At 64.5% G+C, this 22858-nt stretch carries 18 protein-coding genes and 5 pseudogenes; 4 read left to right on the forward strand and 19 right to left on the reverse strand.

Annotation, left to right across the window (positions count from 1 at the left end; translation table 11 throughout):
• Position 1: 1 nt before the first annotated feature.
• The 10 genes and pseudogenes from carA to pstS form a co-directional block, all read right to left on the reverse strand.
• Positions 2-1166 (reverse strand): annotated as a pseudogene (gene carA / locus QC826_RS18195) (glutamine-hydrolyzing carbamoyl-phosphate synthase small subunit).
• Between the two features lie 275 nt (positions 1167-1441).
• Positions 1442-1846: a GlcG/HbpS family heme-binding protein gene (locus QC826_RS18200; protein ID WP_093388572.1), complete on the reverse strand. Its 405-nt coding sequence runs from the start codon at positions 1844-1846 to the stop codon at positions 1442-1444.
• A gap of 71 nt (positions 1847-1917) precedes the next feature.
• Positions 1918-2821, reverse strand: a pseudogene (locus QC826_RS18205) (patatin-like phospholipase family protein).
• Between the two features lie 208 nt (positions 2822-3029).
• Complete coding sequence (phoR, locus tag QC826_RS18210) at positions 3030-4343, reverse strand: phosphate regulon sensor histidine kinase PhoR (RefSeq protein WP_279761854.1); 1314 nt, start codon at positions 4341-4343, stop codon at positions 3030-3032.
• 54 nt (positions 4344-4397) lie between these two features.
• Positions 4398-5087: a response regulator gene (locus QC826_RS18215; protein ID WP_093388569.1), complete on the reverse strand. Its 690-nt coding sequence runs from the start codon at positions 5085-5087 to the stop codon at positions 4398-4400.
• A 5-nt stretch (positions 5088-5092) separates the two neighbouring features.
• Positions 5093-5797 carry a phosphate signaling complex protein PhoU gene (phoU, locus tag QC826_RS18220; RefSeq protein WP_093388568.1) on the reverse strand — a complete coding sequence of 235 codons (705 nt, stop codon included), beginning with the start codon at positions 5795-5797 and terminating at the stop codon, positions 5093-5095.
• 65 nt (positions 5798-5862) lie between these two features.
• Positions 5863-6526: pseudogene (gene pstB, locus QC826_RS18225) on the reverse strand (phosphate ABC transporter ATP-binding protein PstB).
• 172 nt (positions 6527-6698) lie between these two features.
• A complete protein-coding gene (gene pstA / locus QC826_RS18230; protein WP_279761855.1) occupies positions 6699-7598 on the reverse strand; it encodes a phosphate ABC transporter permease PstA in 900 nt (299 codons plus the stop codon).
• On the reverse strand, positions 7598-8566 hold the full coding sequence (gene pstC / locus QC826_RS18235) for a phosphate ABC transporter permease subunit PstC (protein ID WP_279766529.1): 969 nt from the start codon (positions 8564-8566) through the stop codon (positions 7598-7600). The genes pstA and pstC overlap by 1 nt, the downstream gene beginning before the upstream one ends.
• Before the next feature lie 150 nt (positions 8567-8716).
• Complete coding sequence (pstS, locus tag QC826_RS18240) at positions 8717-9760, reverse strand: phosphate ABC transporter substrate-binding protein PstS (RefSeq protein WP_279761856.1); 1044 nt, start codon at positions 9758-9760, stop codon at positions 8717-8719.
• A gap of 272 nt (positions 9761-10032) precedes the next feature.
• On the opposite strand from pstS, the gene ppk1 reads away from it, so the two are divergent.
• On the forward strand, positions 10033-12129 hold the full coding sequence (gene ppk1 / locus QC826_RS18245; protein WP_279761857.1) for a polyphosphate kinase 1: 2097 nt from the start codon (positions 10033-10035) through the stop codon (positions 12127-12129).
• A gap of 64 nt (positions 12130-12193) precedes the next feature.
• Positions 12194-12661: a SixA phosphatase family protein gene (locus QC826_RS18250; RefSeq protein ID WP_279761858.1), complete on the forward strand. Its 468-nt coding sequence runs from the start codon at positions 12194-12196 to the stop codon at positions 12659-12661.
• Positions 12662-13016: 355 nt separating this feature from the next.
• Here the strand turns inward: QC826_RS18250 and QC826_RS18255 are convergent.
• A pseudogene (locus QC826_RS18255) lies at positions 13017-14154 on the reverse strand (polyamine ABC transporter substrate-binding protein).
• 151 nt (positions 14155-14305) lie between these two features.
• Positions 14306-14821 carry a flagellar filament capping protein FliD gene (fliD, locus tag QC826_RS18260; protein ID WP_279761859.1) on the reverse strand — a complete coding sequence of 172 codons (516 nt, stop codon included), beginning with the start codon at positions 14819-14821 and terminating at the stop codon, positions 14306-14308.
• 209 nt (positions 14822-15030) lie between these two features.
• Here fliD and QC826_RS18265 point away from each other — a divergent pair, with 209 nt between their 5' ends.
• The gene (locus QC826_RS18265) at positions 15031-15366 is read left to right on the forward strand and encodes a hypothetical protein (protein ID WP_279761860.1); all 336 of its coding nucleotides are present in this window, start codon (positions 15031-15033) and stop codon (positions 15364-15366) included.
• Positions 15367-15389: 23 nt separating this feature from the next.
• Here QC826_RS18265 and QC826_RS18270 read toward each other — a convergent pair.
• The 7 genes and pseudogenes from QC826_RS18270 to QC826_RS18300 all read right to left on the reverse strand — a co-directional run.
• Positions 15390-15662 (reverse strand): annotated as a pseudogene (locus QC826_RS18270) (flagellar cap protein FliD N-terminal domain-containing protein); the annotation flags it as partial.
• 198 nt (positions 15663-15860) lie between these two features.
• Positions 15861-16175 carry a PilZ domain-containing protein gene (locus QC826_RS18275; protein ID WP_245774277.1) on the reverse strand — a complete coding sequence of 105 codons (315 nt, stop codon included), beginning with the start codon at positions 16173-16175 and terminating at the stop codon, positions 15861-15863.
• A 138-nt stretch (positions 16176-16313) separates the two neighbouring features.
• Positions 16314-17696, reverse strand: a complete 1383-nt coding sequence (gene radA / locus QC826_RS18280) for a DNA repair protein RadA (protein WP_279761861.1) — start codon at positions 17694-17696, stop codon at positions 16314-16316.
• Positions 17697-17701: 5 nt separating this feature from the next.
• Positions 17702-18790, reverse strand: coding sequence for an alanine racemase (gene alr, locus QC826_RS18285; protein WP_279761862.1), 1089 nt, complete (start codon positions 18788-18790; stop codon positions 17702-17704).
• A 98-nt stretch (positions 18791-18888) separates the two neighbouring features.
• Complete coding sequence (locus QC826_RS18290; protein ID WP_279761863.1) at positions 18889-19611, reverse strand: hypothetical protein; 723 nt, start codon at positions 19609-19611, stop codon at positions 18889-18891.
• A gap of 28 nt (positions 19612-19639) precedes the next feature.
• Complete coding sequence (locus QC826_RS18295; RefSeq protein WP_279761864.1) at positions 19640-20566, reverse strand: hypothetical protein; 927 nt, start codon at positions 20564-20566, stop codon at positions 19640-19642.
• 643 nt (positions 20567-21209) lie between these two features.
• Complete coding sequence (locus QC826_RS18300; protein WP_279761865.1) at positions 21210-21413, reverse strand: hypothetical protein; 204 nt, start codon at positions 21411-21413, stop codon at positions 21210-21212.
• Between the two features lie 140 nt (positions 21414-21553).
• On the opposite strand from QC826_RS18300, the gene lplT reads away from it, so the two are divergent.
• Entirely contained in the window at positions 21554-22816 is a 1263-nt protein-coding gene (gene lplT, locus QC826_RS18305; RefSeq protein ID WP_279761866.1) for a lysophospholipid transporter LplT, read from the forward strand.
• Positions 22817-22858: the final 42 nt, after the last annotated feature.

A 22858-nucleotide genomic window follows, 5' to 3' on the forward strand; every position in this document is an offset into this window, starting at 1 on the left:
CTTATTTTTTCTCCGTAGCTTCCATCAGGCCGATGAAGCGGTCAAACAGGTAAGCGACGTCAGTCGGGCCCGGCGAGGCTTCAGGGTGGCCCTGGAAGCAGAACGCCGGTTTGTCGGTGCGGGCGAAGCCCTGCAGGGAACCGTCGAACAGGGAGCTGTGGGTGACGCGGCAGTTGGCCGGCAGGGTCGCGGCGTCCACGGCGAAACCGTGGTTCTGCGAGGTGATCATCACTTTCTTGCTGTCCAGGTTACTGCACCGGGTGGTTGGCGCCGTGGTGGCCGAACTTCATTTTCAAGGTCTTCGCGCCGGAGGCCAGCGCCATGATCTGGTGACCCAGGCAGATGCCGAAGACGGGAATGCCCTTCTCGATCAACTCCTTGGTCGCCGCGATGGCGTAGTCGCACGGTTCCGGGTCGCCGGGGCCGTTCGACAGGAAGACGCCGTCCGGGTTCAGCGCCAGCGCGTCGGCGGCCGACGACTGGGCCGGCAGCACCGTCACTTTGCAGCCGCGCTGGGCCAGCATGCGCAGGATGTTGCGCTTGACACCGAAGTCGAAGGCGACCACGTGGAACTTGGGATCGGCCTGCTTGCCGTAGCCTTCGCCCAGCGCCCATTCCGACTCGGTCCACTCGTAGGCGGTCTTGGTCGAGACCACCTTGGCCAGGTCCATGCCGGCCAAGCCGGGGAAGGAGCGGGCCAGTTCCAGCGCTTGCGCGGTGGACGGCTCGTTGCCCTGGGTGCCGACCAGGATGGCGCCGCCCTGCGCACCTTTTTCACGCAGGATGCGGGTCAGCTTGCGGGTGTCGATACCGGCGATGGCGACGATGTTCTCGGCCTTCAGGTAGTCGGCCAGCGACTGGGTGGAGCGGAAATTCGAGGCCATCAGCGGCAGATCACGGATGATCAGGCCGGCGGCGTGGACCTTGGAGGACTCGACGTCCTCGGCGTTGATGCCGGTGTTGCCGATGTGCGGATACGTCAGCGTGACGATCTGGCGGCAATAGCTCGGGTCGGTAAGGATTTCCTGGTAACCGGTCATGGAGGTGTTGAACACCACCTCGCCGGTGGTATGGCCGGCGGCACCGATGGAAAAACCTTTGAAAATGGTTCCGTCAGCGAGCGCGAGGATGGCTGGGACGGAAGGGCCAGAAAAAAATGGCGGCAAGGGCAACTCCTGATAAAGTTACCGTAGCTGCGCCACGTCAGACCGACCGCCATGGACCCCGAGCCGTTGTGCCCAGGGTTTGCAGGTCATATGAATGAAGGGATGTGTGGTAGTCGCTACGGTATGTGTGTGATTGGCTAAACCTTTGAATTATAACCAATTCTCCCCTGTTTGGCAATGAGCGGCGGCACATAAAAAATGCCGCCCAGCGGGCTGGGGCGGCATTTTTTGCCAATTGGACAAAGGGCGCGGCGGCCGCCCTGCCCTACTGGAACTTAGTTCAGGGCGGCGATACCGGCCTTGGCGATCTGCGCGTCTTCCGCCGATTTGACGCCGGACACGCCGACCGCGCCGACGTAGTGGCCGTCGACGACGATGGGCACGCCGCCTTCGAGCATGCCTTCGATCTCCGGCGCGCTGAGGAAGGAAACGCGGCCGCCGTTGATCATTTCTTCATAGATGCGCGACTCGCGGCGACCCAGCGCGGCGGTCTTGGCCTTGGCCGGGGCGATGTGGGCCGACAGCGGCGCGGCGCCGTCCTGGCGTTGCAGCCACAGCAGATGGCCGCCGTCGTCGACGATGGCGATCACCACCGCCCAATTGTTGGCCACGGCTTCGGCTTCGGCGGCGGCGGCGATCTTTTTGACGTCTGCTAGCGTCAATACTGGTTTGGTTTGCATGTTGTTTCCCTCAAAAATGAAGCCGAATTGTACGACTTTTGCTGCGATAGTTTGTTGCGCCGGCGCCAAGATTATGGCTTGCGCTTGGCTTCCAGCCGGGCCTTGAGTTGCGGCATCACCGCGAAGGCGGCCTGCTCGCCGGCCAAAATGGCCTGGTTGCGGCCGTTGAAGTCGTTGCCGGCCATCTTGCCCAGCGCCGGCAGGATCACCACGTCGGCGTCCTTCAGCTCGAACTGGTTGATGCGCTGGCCCATGATGCTGAAGGTCTGCATGATGACGTCGAGCGAGCTGACCGTGGCCTGCACATCGGCCTGGGTCGAGATATTGACGGCGATGACGAAGTCGGCCCCCATGTCGCGCGCGAAACGCACCGGCACCGGCGCCACCAGGCCGCCGTCGACATAGCTGTGGCCGCCGATGACCACCGGCTGGAACACGCCCGGCACGGCCGACGAGGCGCGCACGGCCATGCCGGTGTTGCCGCGCAGGAAAAGGATCGGCTGGCCGCTCTTCAGGTCGGAGGCCACGGCGCCGAAGGGCAGCTTGAGCTTCTCCATCGGCGCGTTGTTGACCGTCTTGTTGACATAGCTTTGCAGGGGCCTCGCCCTTGAGCACGCCGGAACTCTTGCCGAACAGCGGCAGCGCCCAGTCGGAAATGGCGGCCTCGTCCATGTCGAAGGCGATCTTTTGCAGCTGGAAGCCGGTGTTGCCGGCGGCGTAGAGGGCGCCGACCACGCTGCCGGCGCTGGTGCCGACCACGATGTCCGGGTAGATGCCCTGCGATTCGAGCGCCTTGATGACGCCGATGTGGGCGAAGCCGCGCGCGGCGCCGCCGCCCAGCGCCAGGCCGATCTTGATCTTGCGCGGGGCCACGGGGGCGGCCTGGGCCGGCGCCTCGGGCGCGGTGGGCACGGTCTTGCAGGCGCTCAGCGCCAGGGCGGCGAGAGCGATGAGGGCGGTACGTCTTGGATGCATGTGGTGTTCTGGTCTGCTGTGATTGGCGCAGCAGATTGTAACGTAATTGATGCACCCGCCACCGCCGGGGCCGGCCCGGCGGCGTGGTTTAAGGCATTTTTAATGCGGCATCCAGGCGCCAGCCGTGCGGCACAAGCCCAACGACAGCACCCCAGGGTCAGACCCTAGGGTCTGACCCTTCCATGTGGCGCGGCCGGGCGATGCCGCCTCAGTTCAGCAGCAACTCGGGCTGGCGCGGCGCGATGGCCGCCTTCGGCATGCACACCACGAAGCTGCTGCCCTTGCCCGCCTCCGACTTGATCTGCAGCGTGGCGCCGTGGCGCAGCAGCACGTGCTTGACGATGGCCAGGCCCAGGCCGGTGCCCTGGGTTTCGCGCGAGCGGCTCTTGTCGACGCGGTAGAAGCGCTCGGTGAGCCGCGAAATGTGCTCGGGGCTGATGCCGATGCCGGTGTCGACCACGCTGAACTTGGCCCAGGACGGCCCCTCCTTCCACTCCAGGTGGATGGTGCCGCCGGCCGGCGTGTAGCGCACCGCGTTGGAGGCCAGGTTGCCGAAGGCGCTGTAGAGCTCGTCGTAACTGCCCATCACGTCGGGGCCGTCGACGTCCATGCTGATCTCGTGCTTGCCGGCCGACAGGGCGCGGGCGTCGCGCTGGATCTGGCCCATCAACTTGAGCACGTCGACCCGCTCGGGCCGCATCGGGTAGTCGACCGACTCCAGCCGCGACAAGGTCAGCATGTCCTCGATCAAATGTTGCATGCGGTGGCCCTGCTCCGTCATCAGCTTCAGGTGGCCCATGCGGGTGGCCTGGTCGAGCTGTTCGGAGGCGGCGATCTCGAGGAAGCCGACGATCACCGTCAGCGGCGTGCGCAGCTCGTGCGAGGCGTTGGCGATGAAGTCGCGCCGCATCATCTCGGTGCGCTCGGTCTCGGTGGCGTCGTGCGTCACCAAAATCTGCCGCCGGTTCTCGAAGGGGATGATGTGGACGATCAGCTTGCGCTCGCGGAAACTCAAGGTCAACGGCTGCTCGTAGCGGCCGAGGATGATGTAGTCCATGAAGTCCGGGCTGCGCACCAGGTTGGTCACGCGCATGCCCTTGTCGCGTTCGTGGGTCAGGCCCAGGTGCTGCTCGGCGGCCGGGTTGCACCATTCGAGGAACAGCACGTCGTCCATGATGACCACGCCGTCGGGCAGCAAATGCATGGCCTGGCGGAAGCGGGCCAGCCACTCGGTCAGCTCGGCCTGGTTCTTCTCGTCGTCGCGGCGCAGGCGGTACAGGCGGGAGAAGATGTTGGTCCAGGCGCCCCAGCCGTCGGGCAGCTTGGCGCTGTGCGGATGGTCTAGCCAGTCGCTGAGCTGGTACAGGTAGCCGAGCTGGACGAACACCAGCAGGGCCATGGCGACACAGGCGACGATCAGCGCCGGCATGGCGCCGAAGAGGAAACCGAGCACACCCACGCCGGCCAGGATGATGCCCATGCGCAGCGCGGCGGGCACCCAGAACAGCAGTTTAGGATTCATAGGGGAGAGTGTCGCGAGAATTGAGGCGGTGGTGGGCGAAGCGGTGATTGTCGCCTATTTTTCCGACAACATGTAGCCGACGCTGCGCACCGTCTTGATCAGGTGCTCGGCCTCCTTCAAGGCCTTGCGCAGGCGCAGCACGTGGACGTCGACGGTGCGCTCCTCGATCACCACATGGTCGCCCCACACCTTGTCGAGCAACTGGCTGCGCGAAAACACCCGCTCCGGGTGGGCCAGCAGGAACTTGAGCAGCTTGTACTCGGCGTGGCCGATGTCGATCTTTTGCTGGTCCATCGACACCGTGCAACTGACCGGGTCGAGCATCACGTTGCCGGCGCGCATGGTGGACTGGGCGTGCTCCGGGCTCTTGCGGCGCAGCAGCGCCTTGGCGCGGGCCAGCAGCTCGCGCGGCGAGAACGGCTTGGTGACGTAGTCGTCGGCGCCGCTGTTGAGGCCGGCCAGCTTGTCCTCCTCCATGCTCTTGGCGGTCAACATGATGACCGGGATGGTGCCGAACTGGCGGTCGGCGCGGATGCGCGCCAGCAGGCGCAAACCGGTCTGGTCGGGCAGCATCCAGTCGAGCAAAATCAGCTGCGGCGTGCGGGTCTGGATGAACTCCCAGGCCTCCGCCACGCTGGCGACGGCACAGCAGTTCCAGCCGGCCTCGCGCAGCGAAAAGGTGACCAGCTCGACGATCGCCGGTTCGTCCTCAACAATCAATACCGTGGTTTTATCAGATGCCATAACTCTTATTTCGAAAGCTCGTCCGGCAGGGGCGCGGTCTTGGTGTGGCGGATGTCCTTGCCCTCGACCACATAGATCACATACTCGGCGATGTTCTTGGCGTGGTCGCCGATGCGCTCGATCGCCTTGGCCACCCACAGGGTGTCCAGCGCGGCCGAGATGGTACGCGGATCCTCCATCATGAAGGTGATCAGGTTGCGCATGATGGAACGGAACTCGTGGTCGATCACGGCGTCCTGGGCGATCAGCTGCAGCGCCTGGCTGCCGTCGTTGCGGGCGAAGGCGTCGAGGGCGTCGTGCAGCATGTCGCTGGCGCTGTTGGCGATGCCGCGCACCATCTCGTAGTGGTTGACGGTGACGGTGCCGCGGCCGTGCAGGCTCTTGGCGACGCGGGCGATCTTGGTGGCCTCGTCGCCGATGCGCTCGAGGTCGGTGATCACCTTGATGGTCGCCATGATGGTGCGCAGGTCGTTGGCGGCCGGCTGGCGGCGCACGATCAGGTGGCTGCAGGCGTCGTCCAGCGACACTTCGAGCTGGTTGACGGCGTCGTCCTCGCGCATGACGCGGTCGGCGCGCTCGGGGTTGCCGATGCGGAAGCAGGTCATGGCGTCGAGGAACTGGGTCTCGACGATGCCGCCCATCAGCAACACCTTGGAGCGGATTGCTTCTAATTCGTTGTCGTACTGCTTGGATGAATGCTCGCCTAACATGCTGTCTCTCCGTTTCGATGCGTTCTATATTGTAAAAGGCCGGGCCCGACTTGGGGGTTGCCGGCTTAGCCGAAACGGCCGGTGATGTAGTCCTGGGTTTCCTTGCGCGCCGGATTCATGAAGATCTGGTCGGTCTCGCCGAACTCGACCAGCTCGCCCAGGTACATATAGGCGGTGTAGTCGGAGCAACGGGCGGCCTGCTGCATGTTGTGGGTGACGATGGCGATGGTGTAGTCCTGCTTGAGTTCGCTGATCAGCTCCTCCACCTTGGAGGTCGAGATCGGGTCCAGCGCCGAGGTCGGCTCGTCGAGCAGCAGCACGTCGGGCTTGACGGCGACGCCGCGGGCGATGCACAGGCGCTGCTGCTGGCCGCCCGACAGGCTCAGGCCGCTCTTGCTCAGCTTGTCCTTGACCTCGCCCCACAGCGCGGCCTTCTTCAGCGCCCATTCGACGCGCTCGTCCATCTCGCCCTTCGACAGGTTCGTCGTACAGGCGCACGCCGAAGGCGATGTTGTCGTAGACCGACATGGGGAACGGGGTGGGCTTCTGGAACACCATGCCGACCTTGGCGCGCAACATGTTGACGTCCTGGCCCGGTTCGAGGATGTTGCGGCCGCGGTAGATGATCTGGCCCTCGGCGCGCTGGCCGGGGTACAGGTCGTACATGCGGTTGAGGGTGCGCAGCAGGGTCGACTTGCCGCAGCCGGAGGGGCCGATGAAGGCCGTCACCTGCTTCTCGTGGATGTCCAGGTTGACGTTGGTCAGGCTCTGGGTTTTGCCGTAGAAGAAGTTCAAACCCGAAATTTCGATGGTCTTGCGCTTGGCGGTCATGGCGGCGGTGTTCTCAGGGGTCAGTTGCGTATTCATTATTGATCGCTTTATCAGAGTCGTTCAGTATCGTTCAATTCGGGATTTTTTGGCTGAACAGGGTGCGCGACAGGATGTTCAACGCCAGCACACTAAAGGTCACCAACAGCGCGCCGCCCCAGGCCAGCTCGCGCCAGTTGTCGTAGGGGCTCATGGCGTACTGGTAGATCACCACCGGCAGGTTGGCCAGCGGCCGGTTCATGTCGGCGCTGAAGAACTGGTTGTTGAGCGCGGTGAACAGCAGCGGCGCGGTTTCGCCGGAGATGCGCGCCAGCGCCAGCAGCACGCCGGTCACCACGCCGGCCTTGACGGCGCGCAGGCGCACCATCAGGGCCACCTTCCAGCGCGGCGCGCCGAGGGCGAAGGCGGCTTCGAGCAGGCTGTTGGGCACCAGGCGCAGCATGTTGTCGGTGGTGCGCACCACCACCGGCACGGCGATCAGGGCCAGCGCCAGGGTGCCGGCGTAGCCGGAGAAGTGCTTGACGTTGGCGACGTAGATGGCGTACACGAACAGGCCGATGACGATCGACGGCGCCGACAGCATGATGTCGGTGACGAAGCGGGTCAGGTGGGCGATCTTGTTCTCTTCGCCATACTCGGCCAGGTAGATGCCGGACAGGATGCCGATCGGCGTGCTGATGGCGGTGGCCAGGCCGACCAGCATCAGGCTGCCGACGATGGCGTTGAGCAAACCGCCGCCCTCGCTGCCGGGGGCCGGCGTGGTCTGCGTGAACATCGCCACGCTGAGCGCGCCGAAGCCCTTGAACAGCAAGGTGGCGAGAATCCACAACAGGAAGATCAGGCCGAGCGACATGGCGGCCACCGACAGCGCGATGCCGACGCGGTGGACGAACAGGCGCTTGCGGTAGACCGGGTTCAACTGCGGGTTGAACTGGACCGACGCGTCGATCGGGGTAACGTTAGCTTGGCTCATTATTTGACGCCTTCCTTGCGGGACATGCCGGCCAGCATGATCTTGGCGGCCGATAAAACGATAAAGGTAATGACGAACAGGATCAGCGCCAGCGCGAACAACGAGGACACGTGCAGCGTCGACTCGGCCTCGGCGAACTCGTTGGCCAGGGTGGAGGCGATGCTGTTGCCGGCGGCGAACAGCGACCACGACAGCTTGTTGGCGTTGCCGATGACGAAGGTCACCGCCATCGTCTCGCCGAGGGCGCGGCCGAGGCCCAGCATGACACCGCCGACCACGCCGGTCTTGGTGTAGGGCAGCACGATCTTGCGCACCACTTCCCACTTGGTGCAGCCGAGGCCGTAGGCCGATTCCTTCAGCACGGCCGGCACGATCTCGAACACGTCGCGCATCACCGAGGAGATGAAGGGGATGATCATCACCGCCAGGATCAGACCGGCGGTGAGGATGCCGATGCCCATGGTCGGGCCGTTGAACAACTGGCCGACGACGGGCAGGTGGCCGATGGTGTTCTTCAGCAGCGGCTGGACGTAGTCGGCGAACAAGGGCGCGAAGACGAACAGGCCCCACATGCCGTAGATGATGGACGGCACGCCGGCCAGCAGCTCGACGGCGGTGCCCATCGGGCGGCGCAGCCAGGTCGGGCAGATCTCGGTGAGGAACAGGGCGATGCCGAAGCTGACCGGGAAGGCGATCAACAGGGCGATGCCGGAGGTGGTCAGGGTGCCGACGATGGCGATCAGCGCGCCATACTTGTCGTTGACCGGGTCCCATTCGACGGTGGTGATGAAGGCCGGGCCGAACTCGTGGAAGGCCGGCCAGGCGCCTTTGACCAGCAGCGCGATGATGCCGATCAGCACCAACAGCACCGACAGCGCGAAGCTCATCGTCACCTTGTGGAAGATGAAGTCCTGGATACGCTGCTTGCGCATGGTGTTGTGCATGACGGCGTGCTCGGCTTCGCTCATGGTGGACTCGGACAGGGAAAACGGCGGGGAAGTGATGTCTGCGCTCATATTATGTTGTCTCGTGGATGTCAGCTAGCCTGCTCCTCCCGGGCGAGAAGAGCAGGCTAACCCCCTCGGCCGGCCGGGGCCGGGCCGAAGGGGAGATCCGGATTAGTAGATGGCCTTGCCCGAGCTGTCTTTCAGGTTGGCTTTCCAGGAGTCCTGCACCAGCTTGACGACCGAAGCCGGCAGCGGCACGTAGTCCAGTTCGACGGCGGAGGCGCCACCGTTCTTGAAGGCCCAGTCGAAGAACTTCAGCACTTCTTTGCCTTTGGCGGCGTCGGCCTGGGCTTTGTGCATCAGGATGAAGGACACGCCGGTGATCGGCCAGGAGTTCTTGCCGGCCTGGTCGGTCAGCACCACGCCGAAGCCTGGGGTCTTGGTCCACTCGGCGCTGGCGGCGGCGGCTTTGAAGAAGTCGTCGTCAGGCTGCAGGAAGTTGCCGTCCTTGTTTTTCAGCTGGGTGTGCTGCATCTTGTTCTTTTTGGCGAAGGCCCACTCGACGTAGCCGATCGAACCCTTGATGCGCTGCACGTTGGCGGCGACGCCTTCGTTGCCCTTGCCGCCCACGCCGACCACCCACTTGACGGCCGAACCGGCGCCAACCTTGGTTTTGAAGTCGGGGCTGGTTTTCGACAGGTAGTCGGTGAACAGGAAGGAGGTGCCCGAACCGTCGGCGCGGTGCACCACGGTGATTTCGGTGGCGGGCAGCTTGGCGCCGGCGTTCAGCGCGGCGATCTCAGGCGCGTTCCAGTGGGTGATCTTGCCCAGGTAGATGTCGGCGATGACCGGACCGGTCAGCTTCAGCTGGCCCGGGGTGACGCCGTCCAGGTTGACCACGGTGACCACGCCGCCCATGATGGCCGGGAACTGCATCAGGCCTTCGGTGTCCAGGTCTTCCGCCTTGAGCGGCATGTCCGAGGCGCCGAAGTCGACGGTCTTGGCTTTGATTTGTTTGATGCCGGCGCCGGAGCCGACGGACTGATAGTTCAGGCCGTTGCCGGTTGCCGCTTTGTACGACTCCGCCCATTTGGCGTAGATCGGGTATGGGAAGGTAGCGCCAGCGCCGGTCATGTCGGCGGCGGAAGCGGACGAGAATGCCATCACTGCGGCGGCGCCGACTACCAGGGAAGAGAACAACTGTTTCATACGCATATCAAGTCCTTTTGATTTGATTATCCGGGGTTGGGATGCTGCGCAGTCTACCGGCCAAATATGACAGGTTTATGACATGCCGAAATTATGTCGAAAAGAGTATTTTGCGCCGCTTTTCACTCTGCGCTTGTCACAATTGAACCCTCTTTCCCGGCATTTATGACAGACTATGTCACGAACTCGTCATATTTGACATCTACACTATGAAGTTATCAATATGTATTGTGTATTCAGGCTAGAATTAGCTATCTGTTAAAGTGATTAAATACACCATGAAGCCTGATCTGCGTGTGGACGTGACCAAAAACAGCATTTTTCTCGACCGCGAACTATCCCAGCTGATGTTCAACCGGCGCGTGCTGGCGCAAGCCGAGGACAAGGCCATCCCGCTGCTCGAGCGCCTGCGCTACCTGTGCATCGCCAGCAGCAACCTCGACGAGTTCTTCGAGGTGCGCGTGGCCAGCCTGCTGGCCGCCGCCAGCGTCGACGGCGCCCTGTCCGAGCACCCCGCCCTGGTGGCCACCTTGAGCCGCATCAGCAACGAGTGCCACGACCTGGTGGCGCACCAATACGAGATCCTCAACCAGGAAGTGCTGCCGCAATTGCAGGCCAAGGGCGTGCACCTGGTGCGCCACAACGAGCGCAACGAGGCGCAGCGCGCCTGGGTCAAGGAATACTTCGAGCGCGAGGTGCGGCCGCTGCTGACGCCGATCGGCCTCGACCCGGCCCACCCCTTCCCGCAGGTGGTCAACAAGAGTTTGAACTTCATCGTCGCGCTGTCCGGCAAGGACGCCTTCGGCCGCGGCACGGCGATCGCCATCGTCAAGGCGCCGCGCGTGCTGCCGCGGGTGATCCGCCTGCCCGACCACCTGTCGAAAAGCGGCGGCGTCTCGTTCTGCCTGCTCTCGTCGATCATCCACGCGCATATATCCGACCTGTTCGCCGGCCGCGAGGTGCTCGCCTATTCGCAGTTCCGCGTCACCCGCGACAGCGACCTGTGGGTCGACGAGGACGAGGTCAAGAACCTGCGCCAGGCCCTAAAAGGCGAGTTGCAGGGCCGCCAGTTCGGCACCTCGGTGCGGCTGGAGGTGGCCAAGAACTGCCCGCCGGAGCTGTCGCAGTTCCTGCTCGACCAGTTCGGCCTCGACCAGAGCCGGCTGTACGCCGTCAACGGCCCGGTCAACCTGGTGCGCCTGACCGAGCTGATCGACCACGTCAACCAGCCCAGCCTGCGCTTCGAGCCCTTCTTCCCCGGCTTCGCGCCGAAGAACCCGAACCAGGACATCTTCAGCGCGCTGAAGAAGCAAGACATCCTGCTGCACCACCCCTACCAGTCGTTCCAGACGGTGATCGATTTCATCCGCAGCGCCGCGCACGACCCGGCGGTGGTGGCGATCAAGCAGACCATCTACCGCACCGGCATGAACTCGGACCTGATGGACTCGCTGATCACGGCGGCGCGCCAGGGCAAGGAGGTCACCGTCATCGTCGAGCTCAAGGCGCGCTTCGACGAGGAGGCCAACATCAACTGGGCCGACCGGCTGGAACAGGCCGGCGCCCAGGTGGTGTACGGCGTGGTCGGCCTGAAGACGCACGCCAAGCTGGCCCTGGTGATCCGCCGCGAGGAAGGCGAGTTGCGCTTCTACGCCCACCTGGGCACCGGCAACTACCACCCGACCACCACCAAGCTGTACACCGACTTCGGCCTGCTGACCTGCCACCCCGGCCTGGCGATCGAGGTCAACGAGGTGTTCATCCACCTGACCAGCCTGACCAAGCCACACAAGCTCGAGCACCTGTGGCTGGCGCCGTTCGCGCTGCAGAACGAGATCATCAAGGCGATCCGCAACGAGGCGCGCATCGCCCGCGCCGGCCGGCCGGGGCGGATTATTGTTAAAATAAATGCACTGGTCGACGAGTCGGTGATCCGCGCGCTGTACGCGGCGTCGAAGGACGGCGTCAAGATCGACCTGATCGTGCGCGGCGCCTGCACCCTGCGGCCCGGCGTGCCCGGCCTGTCCGACAACATCCGGGTGCGCTCGATCATCGGCCGCTTCCTCGAGCACAGCCGGATTTATTATTTCCGCAACGACCTGGCGCACGACGTCATGCTGGCCAGCGCCGACTGGATGAGCCGCAACCTGTTCCGCCGCATCGAGGTGGCCTTCCCGGTGCTGGACCGCACGCTGAAACGGCGCGTCATCGCCGAGGGCCTGAACCCGTATTTGAAGGACAACAGCAACTCCTGGGAACTCGAAGCGGACGGCCAATACCTGCGGCGCAAGCCGCGCGCCAAGCTGCCCGCCTTCAGCGCCCAGCACTACCTGATGCAAGCGCTGGGCACGCCCAGCAACGAGGCCGGCGACTAGCGTGGCGCCGCGCCATCCACCGGATCATCTTTTGCTGCGTTGAATTCGATAACAGGAGAAAAGCATGGATCTCATCTTGTGGCGCCACGCCGAGGCCGAGGACGCGGCCGCCGGCGAAACCGACCTGGAGCGCGCCCTCACCGTGAAAGGCCATAAGCAGGCGCGGCGCATGGGCCAGTGGCTGGCCTCGCAACTGCCCGACAGCTGCAAGGTGCTGGTCAGCCCGGCGCTGCGCACGCTGGAGACGGCCGAGCCGCTGGGGCGCAAGTTCAAAATCCACGCCGACCTGGCGCCGGGCGCCGACCCGGAGGACATCCTGCGCGCCGCCAACTGGCCGGGCGCCAAGGAATCGGTGCTGGTGATCGGCCACCAACCCACGCTGGGCCAGGTGGCGGCGCTGTTGATGACGGGCGAGGAAATGGACTGGGACATCCGCAAGGCCAGCGCCTGGTGGTTCGCCCAGCGCGAGCCGGGCGACCCGCGCAGCCTGTATCTCAAGGCGGTGATGTCGGCCGACCTGGTGGTCAAATAGCGTTGCCTCAACAGGGTTGAGCTTGCAAAGCGGTAACCATCTGCTAGAGTGAAAATGTACCAACTCTAGGGAGCGGCCGTCGTAAGGCGGCTGATATCAATATGTTCACCCTGCTCACCATCGGCATTTTCGGCGGCATGATCGCGCTGGTCATTTACGAGCTCGTCGAAGAGCTGCGTGGGAGTAAAACCAAACTCGTCGACCGCTATCACGAATAGCCATCGGCTTCGCCTGGAAGCCAGGGCGGCAGTGGCGGCATCCCTCCGGATGCCGGCGCTGCCGCCTTTTTGCTTTCACCCTACCCCGGAACCCCGAAGCCGGGGTAAGGCCAGCAATCCCCGGCCAGGGCCGCCGCTTACACGCCGGTCTTGAACTTGGTGTAGATGCGGGTGATGGAACGGCGCACGTCGGCCGGCACCGCCTCCGGCGCGGCCATGCGCTGCTTGTCGGCGTCGGACAGGAACACCTTCTTGTTCTCGGCGATATCCTTGCGCACGAACTTGACGCCGGCCTTGTTCGGGTTGGCGTAGAACACCTTGTTGGTCAGGCTGGCGTGCACCTCGGGCCGCAGGATGTAGTTGATCCACAGGTGGGCGTTGTTCGGGTGCGGCGCGTCGGCCGGGATGGCCATGGTGTCGAACATCAGCGCGGCGGCCGTCTTCGGCAGCAGCACCTCGATCACGTTGCCGTTCTTGGCCTCGATGGCGCGCTGGCGGGCGATGTTGATGTCGCCCGACCAGCCCATCGCCACGCAGACGGCGCCGTTGGCCATGTCGTTGATGTAGCCCGACGAGCTGAACAGCGTGATGTAGGGGCGCACGGTCTGCAGCAGCTTGCCCGCCTCGGTGTAGTCGGCGGCGCTCTTCGAGTAGGCCGGTTTGCCCAGGTACATCAGCGCGGCCGGCAGCACCTCGGACGGCGAGTCGAGGAAGGAGACGCCGCAGGATTTCAGCTTGGCGACGTATTTCGGATTGAAGATCAGGTCCCAGGCGTTGTCCGGCATCGGCAGCTCGCCCAGCGCGGCCTTGACCTTGGCGACGTTGATGCCGACCGTGGTGTAGCCCCACAGCCAGTCGACCAGGTAGTCGTTGTTCGGGTCGATCTTGGCCAGCTTGGCCTGGATGGTCGGGTCGAGGTTGGCCAGGTTGCCCAGCTTGGACTTGTCGAGCTTGCGCAGCAGCTTGGCGTCGATCTGCAGGCGCGCCCACGGCGCCGTCGGCACCACGACGTCGTAGCCGGACTTGCCGGCGACCAGCTTGGAGTTGAGGATCTCGTTGTTGTCGAACAGATCATAGCGGACCTTGATGCCCGTTTCTTTTTCGAAGTTCTTGACCGTGTCGTCGGCGATGTAGTCCGACCAGTTGTAGATGTTGAGGACCGTTCTCCTCCTGCGCCTGGGCCGCTGCCGTGCCCGCCGTCAGGGCCGCCGCGACGGCCAGCGCTGCCGCCGCCAGATTCACCACCACCCGCTTGTTGTTACGCTTGTCCGCCATGGTCCCGCCTCCCGAAGAATGGAAATTCTACACAAGGCGTGATGATCGGACATTGTAGCCAGCTTGGCAAGCGCGCGGCGCAAGCAGAACCGCACGCCGGCCGGCGCGCGGCGATTCGCGCCGGGCAGCGGCCGGGGCGGGAGAAACGGAATCAGGCCAGCATGTCGAACAGCGAGGTCGGTTTACCCGCGCCGCCGGCCGCGCCGGTCTGCGCCTGCTGGGTGTACAGCGCCACCAGCGCGTTGGCCTGCGCCGTCAGCGCCTTGGTCATCTGCGCCTTCTTGCCGTTCAGGCTGGTGATCTCCTTGCCGATCGACAAGGCCTCCCTGCGGATGGTGCTGTCGTTGCCGGTCAGCGCGGTGATCTTGCTGGCCAGCTGGTCGGCGATGCCCTTGCCGTCGTTGCTGAACAGCTTGCCCACCGTGCCGGCGTCGGCCGCCAACGCGCTGGTGAGCTTCTTCTCGTCCAGCTTGAGGCTGCCGTTGGCCTCCAGCGTGACGCCGGCGTTGGCCAGCGCCGCCACCGAGACGCCGTTGCCGCCCGTCTTGAGCAGCTGCGACAGCTGGCCGCTGGCCTGGCTCAGCGCCCGGTCGGACTTCAGCTCGCCCTTCTGCAAGGCCTGCAGCTTGTCGTTCAGTTCGTTGTAGGCGGTGACGAAGGCGCGCACGTTCTTGCCGATCTGCGCCGGGTTCGTGGGCGATCACCACGTCGGTCTTGCCCTTCGCGGCCAGGGTCAGCGAGGCGCCGTCGATGGCCTTGTCCAGCGTGTTGCTGGCGCTCTTGACCTCCTTGCCGTTGACGGTCAACAGCGCGTCCTGGGCGGCGGCGCCCTCCTTCATGTTCTTGGTGCCGGCCGGGTTGTAGGCCAGCAGGTCCTTGACGGCGGCGTCGCCGCTGACGCTGATGCGCATGCTGTGCTCGGCGCCGCTCTGGCCGGCGATCGACAAGGCGAAACCGTTGCCGCTCTTGACCACCTTGGCGTCGACGCCGGCCTCGCGGAAGGCGGCGGCGATGCCGTCGAGGGTGTTGTTCTTGCTGTCGATGGTGATGCTCTTGCCGGCGCCGACCGGGGTGAAGCTCTTCTCGTCGGCGTTGCCGAACTCGATCTTGACGGTGGCCGGGGCGCCGGTGCCGATCTTGCCGGCGCTGTTGACCAGCATGTCGCTGGTCAACAACTGGCCCTGCGCCAGTTGCTTGACGTCGACGGCGTAGGTGGCGGCCTTGGCGCTGCCGCTCGCGCTGGCCGCCAGCACGCCCTTGGTGCTGCTCGAGGCGCTGGTGCTCAGGCCGTTGCCGGCCAGGCCGGCGGCGATGTTCTTGAAGCTCGCCAGCGCGCTTTGCAGCTGGCCCAGGCCGGACAACTTGGCCTGGTCGCGCGTCAGCGTGGTGTTGAGTTTGGCGACGCCACTGTTTTGCGAGGCCATGGTCCGCTCGACGCGGGCGTAGACATCGGAGGTGGCGGCGGTGCTGCCGTAGTTGCCGGCGGAGAGGGCGGAGGTAGTAACCATGGTGTGCGCGTCCAGTTCGGTGGCGCGGCCGGATCGCGGCGGCGCGGTGTCGTCACGAGCCGGGCGTGACAGGGAGTCGGCGCGGGCGCCGGCCTCGGCTCTTCAAGTTGCCTATTATCCACGATTGCCGAAATTTTAAAACCCCGAACAGAGGGCGATTTGCCGCCCTGCCCCGCGCCGTCGGCACCCGCTACGGACTCAGCGCAGGAACTTGGTGATCGATGCCAAGGTCGGCTGGTCCAGGTTCATGAACTGGTAGCCGATCTTGAAATGGTCGCCGCTGAAGATGCAATAACTGACTTTCGAACGGCAAGTCATGATCTGCGCCTTGCCGTCGAGGAAGAGCTCGAACATCACCTGGCCCATCTGGCCCACCGCCAGCTTGCTGTCGAAGGTGATCGACATGCCGCTGGCGCCGATGTCCAGGGTACGCCCTTGCGCCGGCGGCGCGCCATCCATCACTACGACGGCCTTCGAGCGCATGATCTTGCGCGCAGCTGATCTGTGATCCACTAACAATTCTCAATCCGATACGGTAGCAACATGAAAGAATTCGGCGCGGCGTGTCGCCGCAATCTGCATAGTCTATTATTCTACAGCGCAATGCGCTTTGACGCGCGGCGCATTGCCGGCGCGGATTCTAGCTTCGCCTCACTGGTATTCGCGCAGCTTGTTGAAGGCGTCGTCGATGCGCTCGACGGCGATGATGGTCATGCCCTCGATCGGCTGCTTGGGCGCGTTGGCCTTGGGGATCATGGCCAGCTTGAAGCCCAGCTTGGCGGCCTCGCGCAGGCGCTCCTGGCCGCGCGGCGCCGGGCGGATCTCGCCGGCCAGGCCGACCTCGCCGAACACCACGAAGCCGCTCGGCAGGGCCTTGCTGCGCATCGACGAGTTGATCGCCAGCAGCACGGCGAGGTCGGCCGCCGGCTCGGTGATCTTGACGCCGCCGACGGCGTTGATGAAAACGTCCTGGTCGAAGGCGGCGATGCCGGCGTGGCGGTGCAGCACCGCCAGCAGCATGGCCAGGCGGTTCTGCTCCAGGCCGACCGACAGGCGGCGCGCGTTGGGCAGGTGGCTGGTGTCGACCAGCGCCTGGATCTCCACCAGCAGCGGCCGGGTGCCCTCCTGCGTCACCATCACGCAGGAGCCCGGCACCTGGCTGTCGTGCTGCGAGAGGAACAGCGCCGACGGGTTGGACACCCCCTTCAAGCCCTTCTCGGTCATGGCGAACACACCCAGCTCGTTGACGGCGCCGAAGCGGTTCTTGATGGCGCGCACCAGGCGGAAACTGGAATGGCTGTCGCCCTCGAAGTACAGCACCGTGTCGACGATGTGTTCGAGCACGCGCGGGCCGGCCAGCGCGCCCTCCTTGGTGACGTGGCCGACCAGGATGATGGTGATGCCGGTCTGCTTGGCCACCCGGGTCAGCTGGGCGGCGCACTCGCGCACCTGGGCCACCGAGCCGGGCGCCGAGCTCAACGCGTCCGAATACACGGTCTGGATCGAGTCGATCACCGCCACCTGCGGCTTCAGCTCGGCCAGGGTGCCGAGGATCTTCTCGAGCTGGATCTCGGCCTGCAGCTTCAAGTCCTTGGCGTCGATCAGCAGGCGCTTGGCGCGCAGCGCGATCTGCGCGCCGGACTCCTCGCCGCTGACGTAGAGCACGCTCTTGTCGTGCGAGAGGTTGGCCAGCGCCTGCAGCAGCAGGGTCGACTTGCCGATGCCGGGGTCGCCGCCGATCAGCACCACGCCGCCGGCCACCAGGCCGCCGCCGAGCACGCGGTCGAACTCCTCGATGCCGGTGCCGAAGCGCGGCACGTCGACCGCGTCGATGTCGGCCAGCGACAGCACCGGCGCGGTCTGCGCCAGCGCCATGTGCTGCGGCGGGTTCGAATAGCGGTTCTGCCCGCCGCTCTCGAGCACCGTCTCGAGCATGGTGTTCCACTGCTGGCAGGCGGCGCACTGGCCGGTCCACTTGTTGCTGACGGCGCCGCAGTCGCTGCAGGTGTAGTTGGTTTTCGCTTTGGTGGCCACGCGCGTCAGCCCTCGACCACGCGCACGCGCGGCGCCAGCGCGCACATCAGCTCGTAGCCGATGGTGCCGGCGGCCTCGGCCACCTCGTCGATCGGCATGCCCTCGCCCCACAGCACCACCTTGCTGCCGACGCCGGCGTTGGGCAGGTCGCTCAGGTCGACGGTCAGCATGTCCATCGAGACGCGGCCGACCAGGCGGGTGCGCACGCCGTCGACCAGCACCGGCGTGCCCAGCGGGGCGTGGCGCGGGTAGCCGTCGGCATAGCCGCAGGCGACCACGCCGATGCGCATCGGCCGCTCGGCCAGGAAGCGGCTGCCGTAGCCGACCGCGTCGCCGGCGACGATGTCCTGCGTGCCGATGATCTCGCTGCTCAAGGTCATGGTCGGGCGCAGGCCGAACTCGGCCGCGCTGTGGCCGCCCGGCGTGCCGCCGTACAGCATGATGCCGGGACGCACCCAGTCGCTCACCAGCACGTCGGCCAGCTCGGCCTGGTGCAGCGTGCCGGCCGAGTTGGCCAGGCTGTAGGGGCCGGGCAGGCCGGCCGCGCCCAGGTTGAAGCGGCGGATCTGCTCGTGCAAGGTCAGCACCGGGTGGCCGGCCTCGTCGGCGTTGGCGAAGTGGGTCATCAAGGTGATCTCGCCGACCCAGGGCAGCGCGCGCAGGCGGGCGTGGGCGGCGGCGAAGGCCTCCGGCTTGAAGCCGAGGCGGTTCATGCCGGTGTTCATCTTCAGGTGCAGGTGGATGGTCCGCTTGACCTCGGCCGCCTCCAGCCAGGCGATCTGCTCGTCGCAGTGGACGGCGCAGTTGAAGTCGTACTGCGCCATGGCGCGCACGTCGTCGGCGTCGAAGCAACCCTCGAGCAGCAGGATGGGCTTGCTCCAGCCCAACTCGCGCAGGCGCACCGCGTTGTCGAACTCGATCAGCGCCAGGCCGTCGGCGGCGGCGAAGCCGCGCATGGCGCGCTCCAGCCCGTGGCCGTAGCCGTTGGCCTTGAGCACGCCCCAGGCCTTGGCCTGCGGCGCGCACGCCTTGGCGCGGGCCAGATTGTGTTTCATGGATTCGAGGTGGATCGTTGCGACTATCGGCCGTGGCATAGGAAGTGGAAGCGGATGGAGGAAGGCCGTATTTTACCGGACGCGGGCGTTCGCGCACGGTCCAATTTGCGCGCGCCGAGGGGACCACCGGCCAGACTTCATAGCGCGGGCTTGTTGGCTCGTTGGCGGGCGTCCGCCACCTCGCTTGCCGTCGCGGCCAGGCGCAGGAGCTCCTGGCGCAGCGGTTCGACCATCTCGGCGGCCACGTCCTGGTCGTGCCTTAGATGTTCATCCAGAATAGTCTGAAGTCTGCTTGCCTCCTGCGCTTTCCCAGACTGTCGATTGGCCCGAATCATTTTCCGCATCTGAGTTTTTTCCCTCTCAAACCTGTCGAGGCCGGCTGCATGTTGCTTCATAATGTACTCCCAAAGGGTAAGCGCCCTGACAATCAGCGCTTGCTGCCGCACCGTAAAGCCATAGGGCAACTCTCTTCCAAGGCCGTCACGAACGTTGCGTATCATCCCGATGAATTGCGCCGTAAGCGCTTCCGGCAGGTTCGGATATCGGCTTGCCAGGTGGATGCGCAGCAAGTTGGCGTCGGCATGGCTGAAGTCGACTCGATCCGCGATAGTCGGCGGCACATAGTTGTTTGCGGCCCGTATGGCAGAACGCATATAACCCAACTGGCCGACAGTGACGATGTCGCCGGACAGCCATTTTTTCAGCGCCATCACGGACGGTTCCACAGGGCTGACGCGGGGATTGTCGCGAGGATTGCCGCTGTTGCTGAAGTTCTCCGCCGCCAAGCCAAAGACCTGGAGGGTGGTCTCCTTGTTCTGCCAGCCCAGCCAGGCCGGTTGGCTTTCCAAATGCGAGGGCAAGGATGGGTCGCTAAACACACCGTCACGGTCAAGCAGGGGCTCCAGTCGCTCCGGATACACAAGCTGGTTCTCGCTGCCCAAGCCGGTAAACCACGTAATCCACAGTCACGGAATGGGTATGGCCGCTCTTGCTCCAGATAAAACTGACTCCGGAGCTTGTCGTACTGTCGAGGATTTGTATCCCGGCGCGTTCTTCCCGCGAAATCAACACTTGACGATTGGGCGGTGGTTCGGCGGTCTGCCTGAACAATGATCCAGACAACCACACTGGGGGGCCGTCGTAGATCCAGAGGGCGACTTCCACGTGGTGCCTGTCGGCTGCGGCCAGTGCGTCGATTGCGGCATTCCCGCCCCAAACGACGATCGACCTCGGCCGGAACGATCCATCCGCGCCGATCTTGCGGACAAATTCATTCAGGCCGATGACACGGTCCTGCCGATGGAATGCGCTGGGCGAGCTAGATGAGCTGGATGAGCTAGATGAGCTGGATAAGCTGGAGCCGGATGAGCTCGTTAGGCCGGAACCGGAGGGGGGCGTTAGCATCGGCGGCAGTCTGAATGCGCCAGAGCCCGCCATATAGGCCACCCTGCTTGCCCGGACGATACTACCATCGTCGAGCGTCAGTGTGTATACGCCGAGGGCGGGCAAAGACACCGCCGCCACCCTGCCGCGACGTGTGTGCGTTCTAACCCTGACGATCTCCGTATCCGCCTCTGCGGCGAAATCGCGCCGGTTGACTAGTTGATCGGCGCCCATATGCTCAGTCACATTGCGGCTGGGCATGCCGATTTGACGCGCGGTATGGCTGATCGTCGGTAGGCCGTGCCCACGCTCCTCATGCCAAGGGTTTGTGTCGCCGATCACGATGGTGCGCGAATGGTCATAAGCCGGCCCCAGGGTATTCAGGTAGTAGGCGGCCGCGCTGCCGGCGCCAACAACGGCCAACTTATACACGTCGATTTGCGGGGTATGCGACGTGTGCGACATGCGCAGAGGAGGCGAAGAGGAAGATAGGGACGAGGAGGACGAGGAGGACGAAGTGGGCGGAACATGTACCGGCATGGGGCGAAGCGCCTGACTCGTCGTAGATTGTTGCGGAATGGGTGGCGCCAAGTGCCCAGCGATTACCGCCAAGCGCCGATGCGCCCGACTCGTCGCCGCCTGTTGCGAGGACGTGCCGGGAAGCGTAGGCGTCGTTTGGCTGAGCGCGGAACTGGACCCGTTGGTCGCCCGCTGCAGCAGGCGCGGACCGGGCACTACCGGGGCCGTCCACGACGGCCGCGCCATCTGGCGCATGGCGTGGTTCCGCGGCGCTGGACTTGTGGCGCTGGGTACTGCGGCGACCTGCGCCGGCCGCCCCGGCAGTGGCATTACCACTGCCTGCCTGGCTTGCAACATTTGTGCCGGGGCGGAACGGCTCGTCGACATTGCCGCAGGTGGCGGCGGGACGGCGACCTGCACACGCGACGGGCCTGCCAAGGCCGCTAAAGGCGGTGCTACCGGCGACCTCGATACCGATTTGGCGCTGGCCGGCACGGTTACCGCCGCACGCGCGAACACTGGCTTGTTCTGGCCTGGTTTGGGGAATTGAGGCACGTTATTCTCCCATGACATGCTTGCTGGTTAACCATGCAATAAAGTCTGAACTCAGATGGTAGTTCCGGAATGTTTTTTTTACAAGAAAATCCGCCGCCACCGGGAAATAAACCGCATCGGCTCCGGCCAATAAACTCGGCGCGGCGAAACGCCCCTTGAGCACGGGCATACCAAGGCGGGCCGGCACAACGATCCGAGCGGCCAAGGCCGGCACCGCCTCCCGCCAAAGCGATTTTCAGGCAATTCGCAATGCCGTTCGGCAAACGCGCCGCGAACCCGCATTGTTTCTGATACCCAGCCATTTATGGTATAAAGCAAGCCAGATATGTTTTCAGGCATCCCAGTATGAATCGTGGTTTCTATACCATCATGGCCGCGCAGTTCTTTTCGTCATTGGCGGATAACGCGCTGCTCTTTGTCGCGATCGATCTATTGATCACCATGAAGTCGCCGGGCTGGATCACGCCGCTGCTGAAACTGTCCTTTGTCCTCTTTTACGTGCTGTTGGCCGCTTTTGTCGGCGCCTTCGCCGACGCCCTGCCCAAGGGCCGGGTCATGTTCATTGCCAATCTGATCAAAATCTTCGGCTGCGCGCTGATCTTCTTCCAGGTCCATCCGCTGGCCGCCTACGCCGTGGTCGGTTTTGGCGCGGCGGTTTACTCGCCGGCCAAGTACGGCATCCTGACCGAATTGCTGCCGGGCGAGAAATTGGTCGCCGCCAACGGCTGGGTCGAAGGCCTGACCGTCACCTCGATCATCTTCGGCACCGTGATGGGCGGGCTGCTGGTGAGCGGCCGCAGCTCGGCCTTCCTGCTCGGCATCGACGTGCCGATGCTCGAGACCGGCATCAACACACCGACCGAGGCGGCGCTGTGCGTCGTCGTCGTCATCTACGTGCTGGCCGCCATGTTCAACCTGCGCATCCCCGAGACGGGCTGCGTGTACGCCCACCAGGAACGCAACCCGGTCAAGCTGATCACCGACTTCGCCAATTGCTACTCGCTGCTGTGGAAAGACAAGCTGGGCCAGATCTCGCTGGCCGTCACCACGCTGTTCTGGGGCGCCGCCGCCACCTTGCAACTGATCGTGCTGGAATGGGCCAAGCGCTCGCTGCACCTGCCCTACGACAAGGCGACCAGCCTGGTCGGCGTGGTGGCGATCGGCGTGGCGCTGGGCGCCGTGCTGTCGGCCTGCTTCATCACGCTGCGCAAGTCGCTCACCGTGATCCCGCTGGGCATCGGCATGGGCATCATCGTGATGAGCATGACCCTGGTCAATTCGATCTACCTGGCCTATCCGCTGCTGATCCTGGTCGGCGTGCTGTCGGGCTTCTTCGTCGTGCCGATGAACGCGCTGCTGCAACACCGCGGCCACGTGCTGATGAGCGCCGGCCACTCGATCGCGGTGCAGAACTTCAACGAGAATTTGTCGATCCTGACCATGCTGGCGGCCTACTCGTTGATGCTGCGCCTGCATCTGGACCTGAACGTCATCATCATCATGTTCGGCCTGTTCGTCGCCGGCACCATGTTCTTCATCATGCGCAAGCACGCCGCCAACCAGAAGGAACACGATTCCCTCGCCCTGATCGGCGAGCTGAAGCACTAGGTCTGCTCATTTACCCCTACCCCGTGACGCGAAAGCCGGGGT

It is taken from the genome of Rugamonas sp. DEMB1 (genome assembly GCF_029834475.1).
In the GTDB taxonomy this organism is placed as follows: domain Bacteria; phylum Pseudomonadota; class Gammaproteobacteria; order Burkholderiales; family Burkholderiaceae_D; genus Rugamonas; species Rugamonas rubra.

Excerpts from the sequence above, each read along its gene's own strand:
- QC826_RS18200 (WP_093388572.1), bottom strand. The coding sequence starts at position 1,846 with ATGCAAACCAAACCAGTATTGACGCTAGCAGACGTCAAAAAGATCGCC.
- phoR (WP_279761854.1), bottom strand. The coding sequence starts at position 4,343 with ATGAATCCTAAACTGCTGTTCTGGGTGCCCGCCGCGCTGCGCATGGGC.
- QC826_RS18215 (WP_093388569.1), bottom strand. The coding sequence starts at position 5,087 with ATGGCATCTGATAAAACCACGGTATTGATTGTTGAGGACGAACCGGCG.
- phoU (WP_093388568.1), bottom strand. The coding sequence starts at position 5,797 with ATGTTAGGCGAGCATTCATCCAAGCAGTACGACAACGAATTAGAAGCA.
- pstA (WP_279761855.1), bottom strand. The coding sequence starts at position 7,598 with ATGAGCCAAGCTAACGTTACCCCGATCGACGCGTCGGTCCAGTTCAAC.
- pstC (WP_279766529.1), bottom strand. The coding sequence starts at position 8,566 with ATGAGCGAAGCCGAGCACGCCGTCATGCACAACACCATGCGCAAGCAG.
- pstS (WP_279761856.1), bottom strand. The coding sequence starts at position 9,760 with ATGCGTATGAAACAGTTGTTCTCTTCCCTGGTAGTCGGCGCCGCCGCA.
- ppk1 (WP_279761857.1), top strand. The coding sequence starts at position 10,033 with ATGAAGCCTGATCTGCGTGTGGACGTGACCAAAAACAGCATTTTTCTC.
- QC826_RS18250 (WP_279761858.1), top strand. The coding sequence starts at position 12,194 with ATGGATCTCATCTTGTGGCGCCACGCCGAGGCCGAGGACGCGGCCGCC.
- alr (WP_279761862.1), bottom strand. The coding sequence starts at position 18,790 with ATGCCACGGCCGATAGTCGCAACGATCCACCTCGAATCCATGAAACAC.
- lplT (WP_279761866.1), top strand. The coding sequence starts at position 21,554 with ATGAATCGTGGTTTCTATACCATCATGGCCGCGCAGTTCTTTTCGTCA.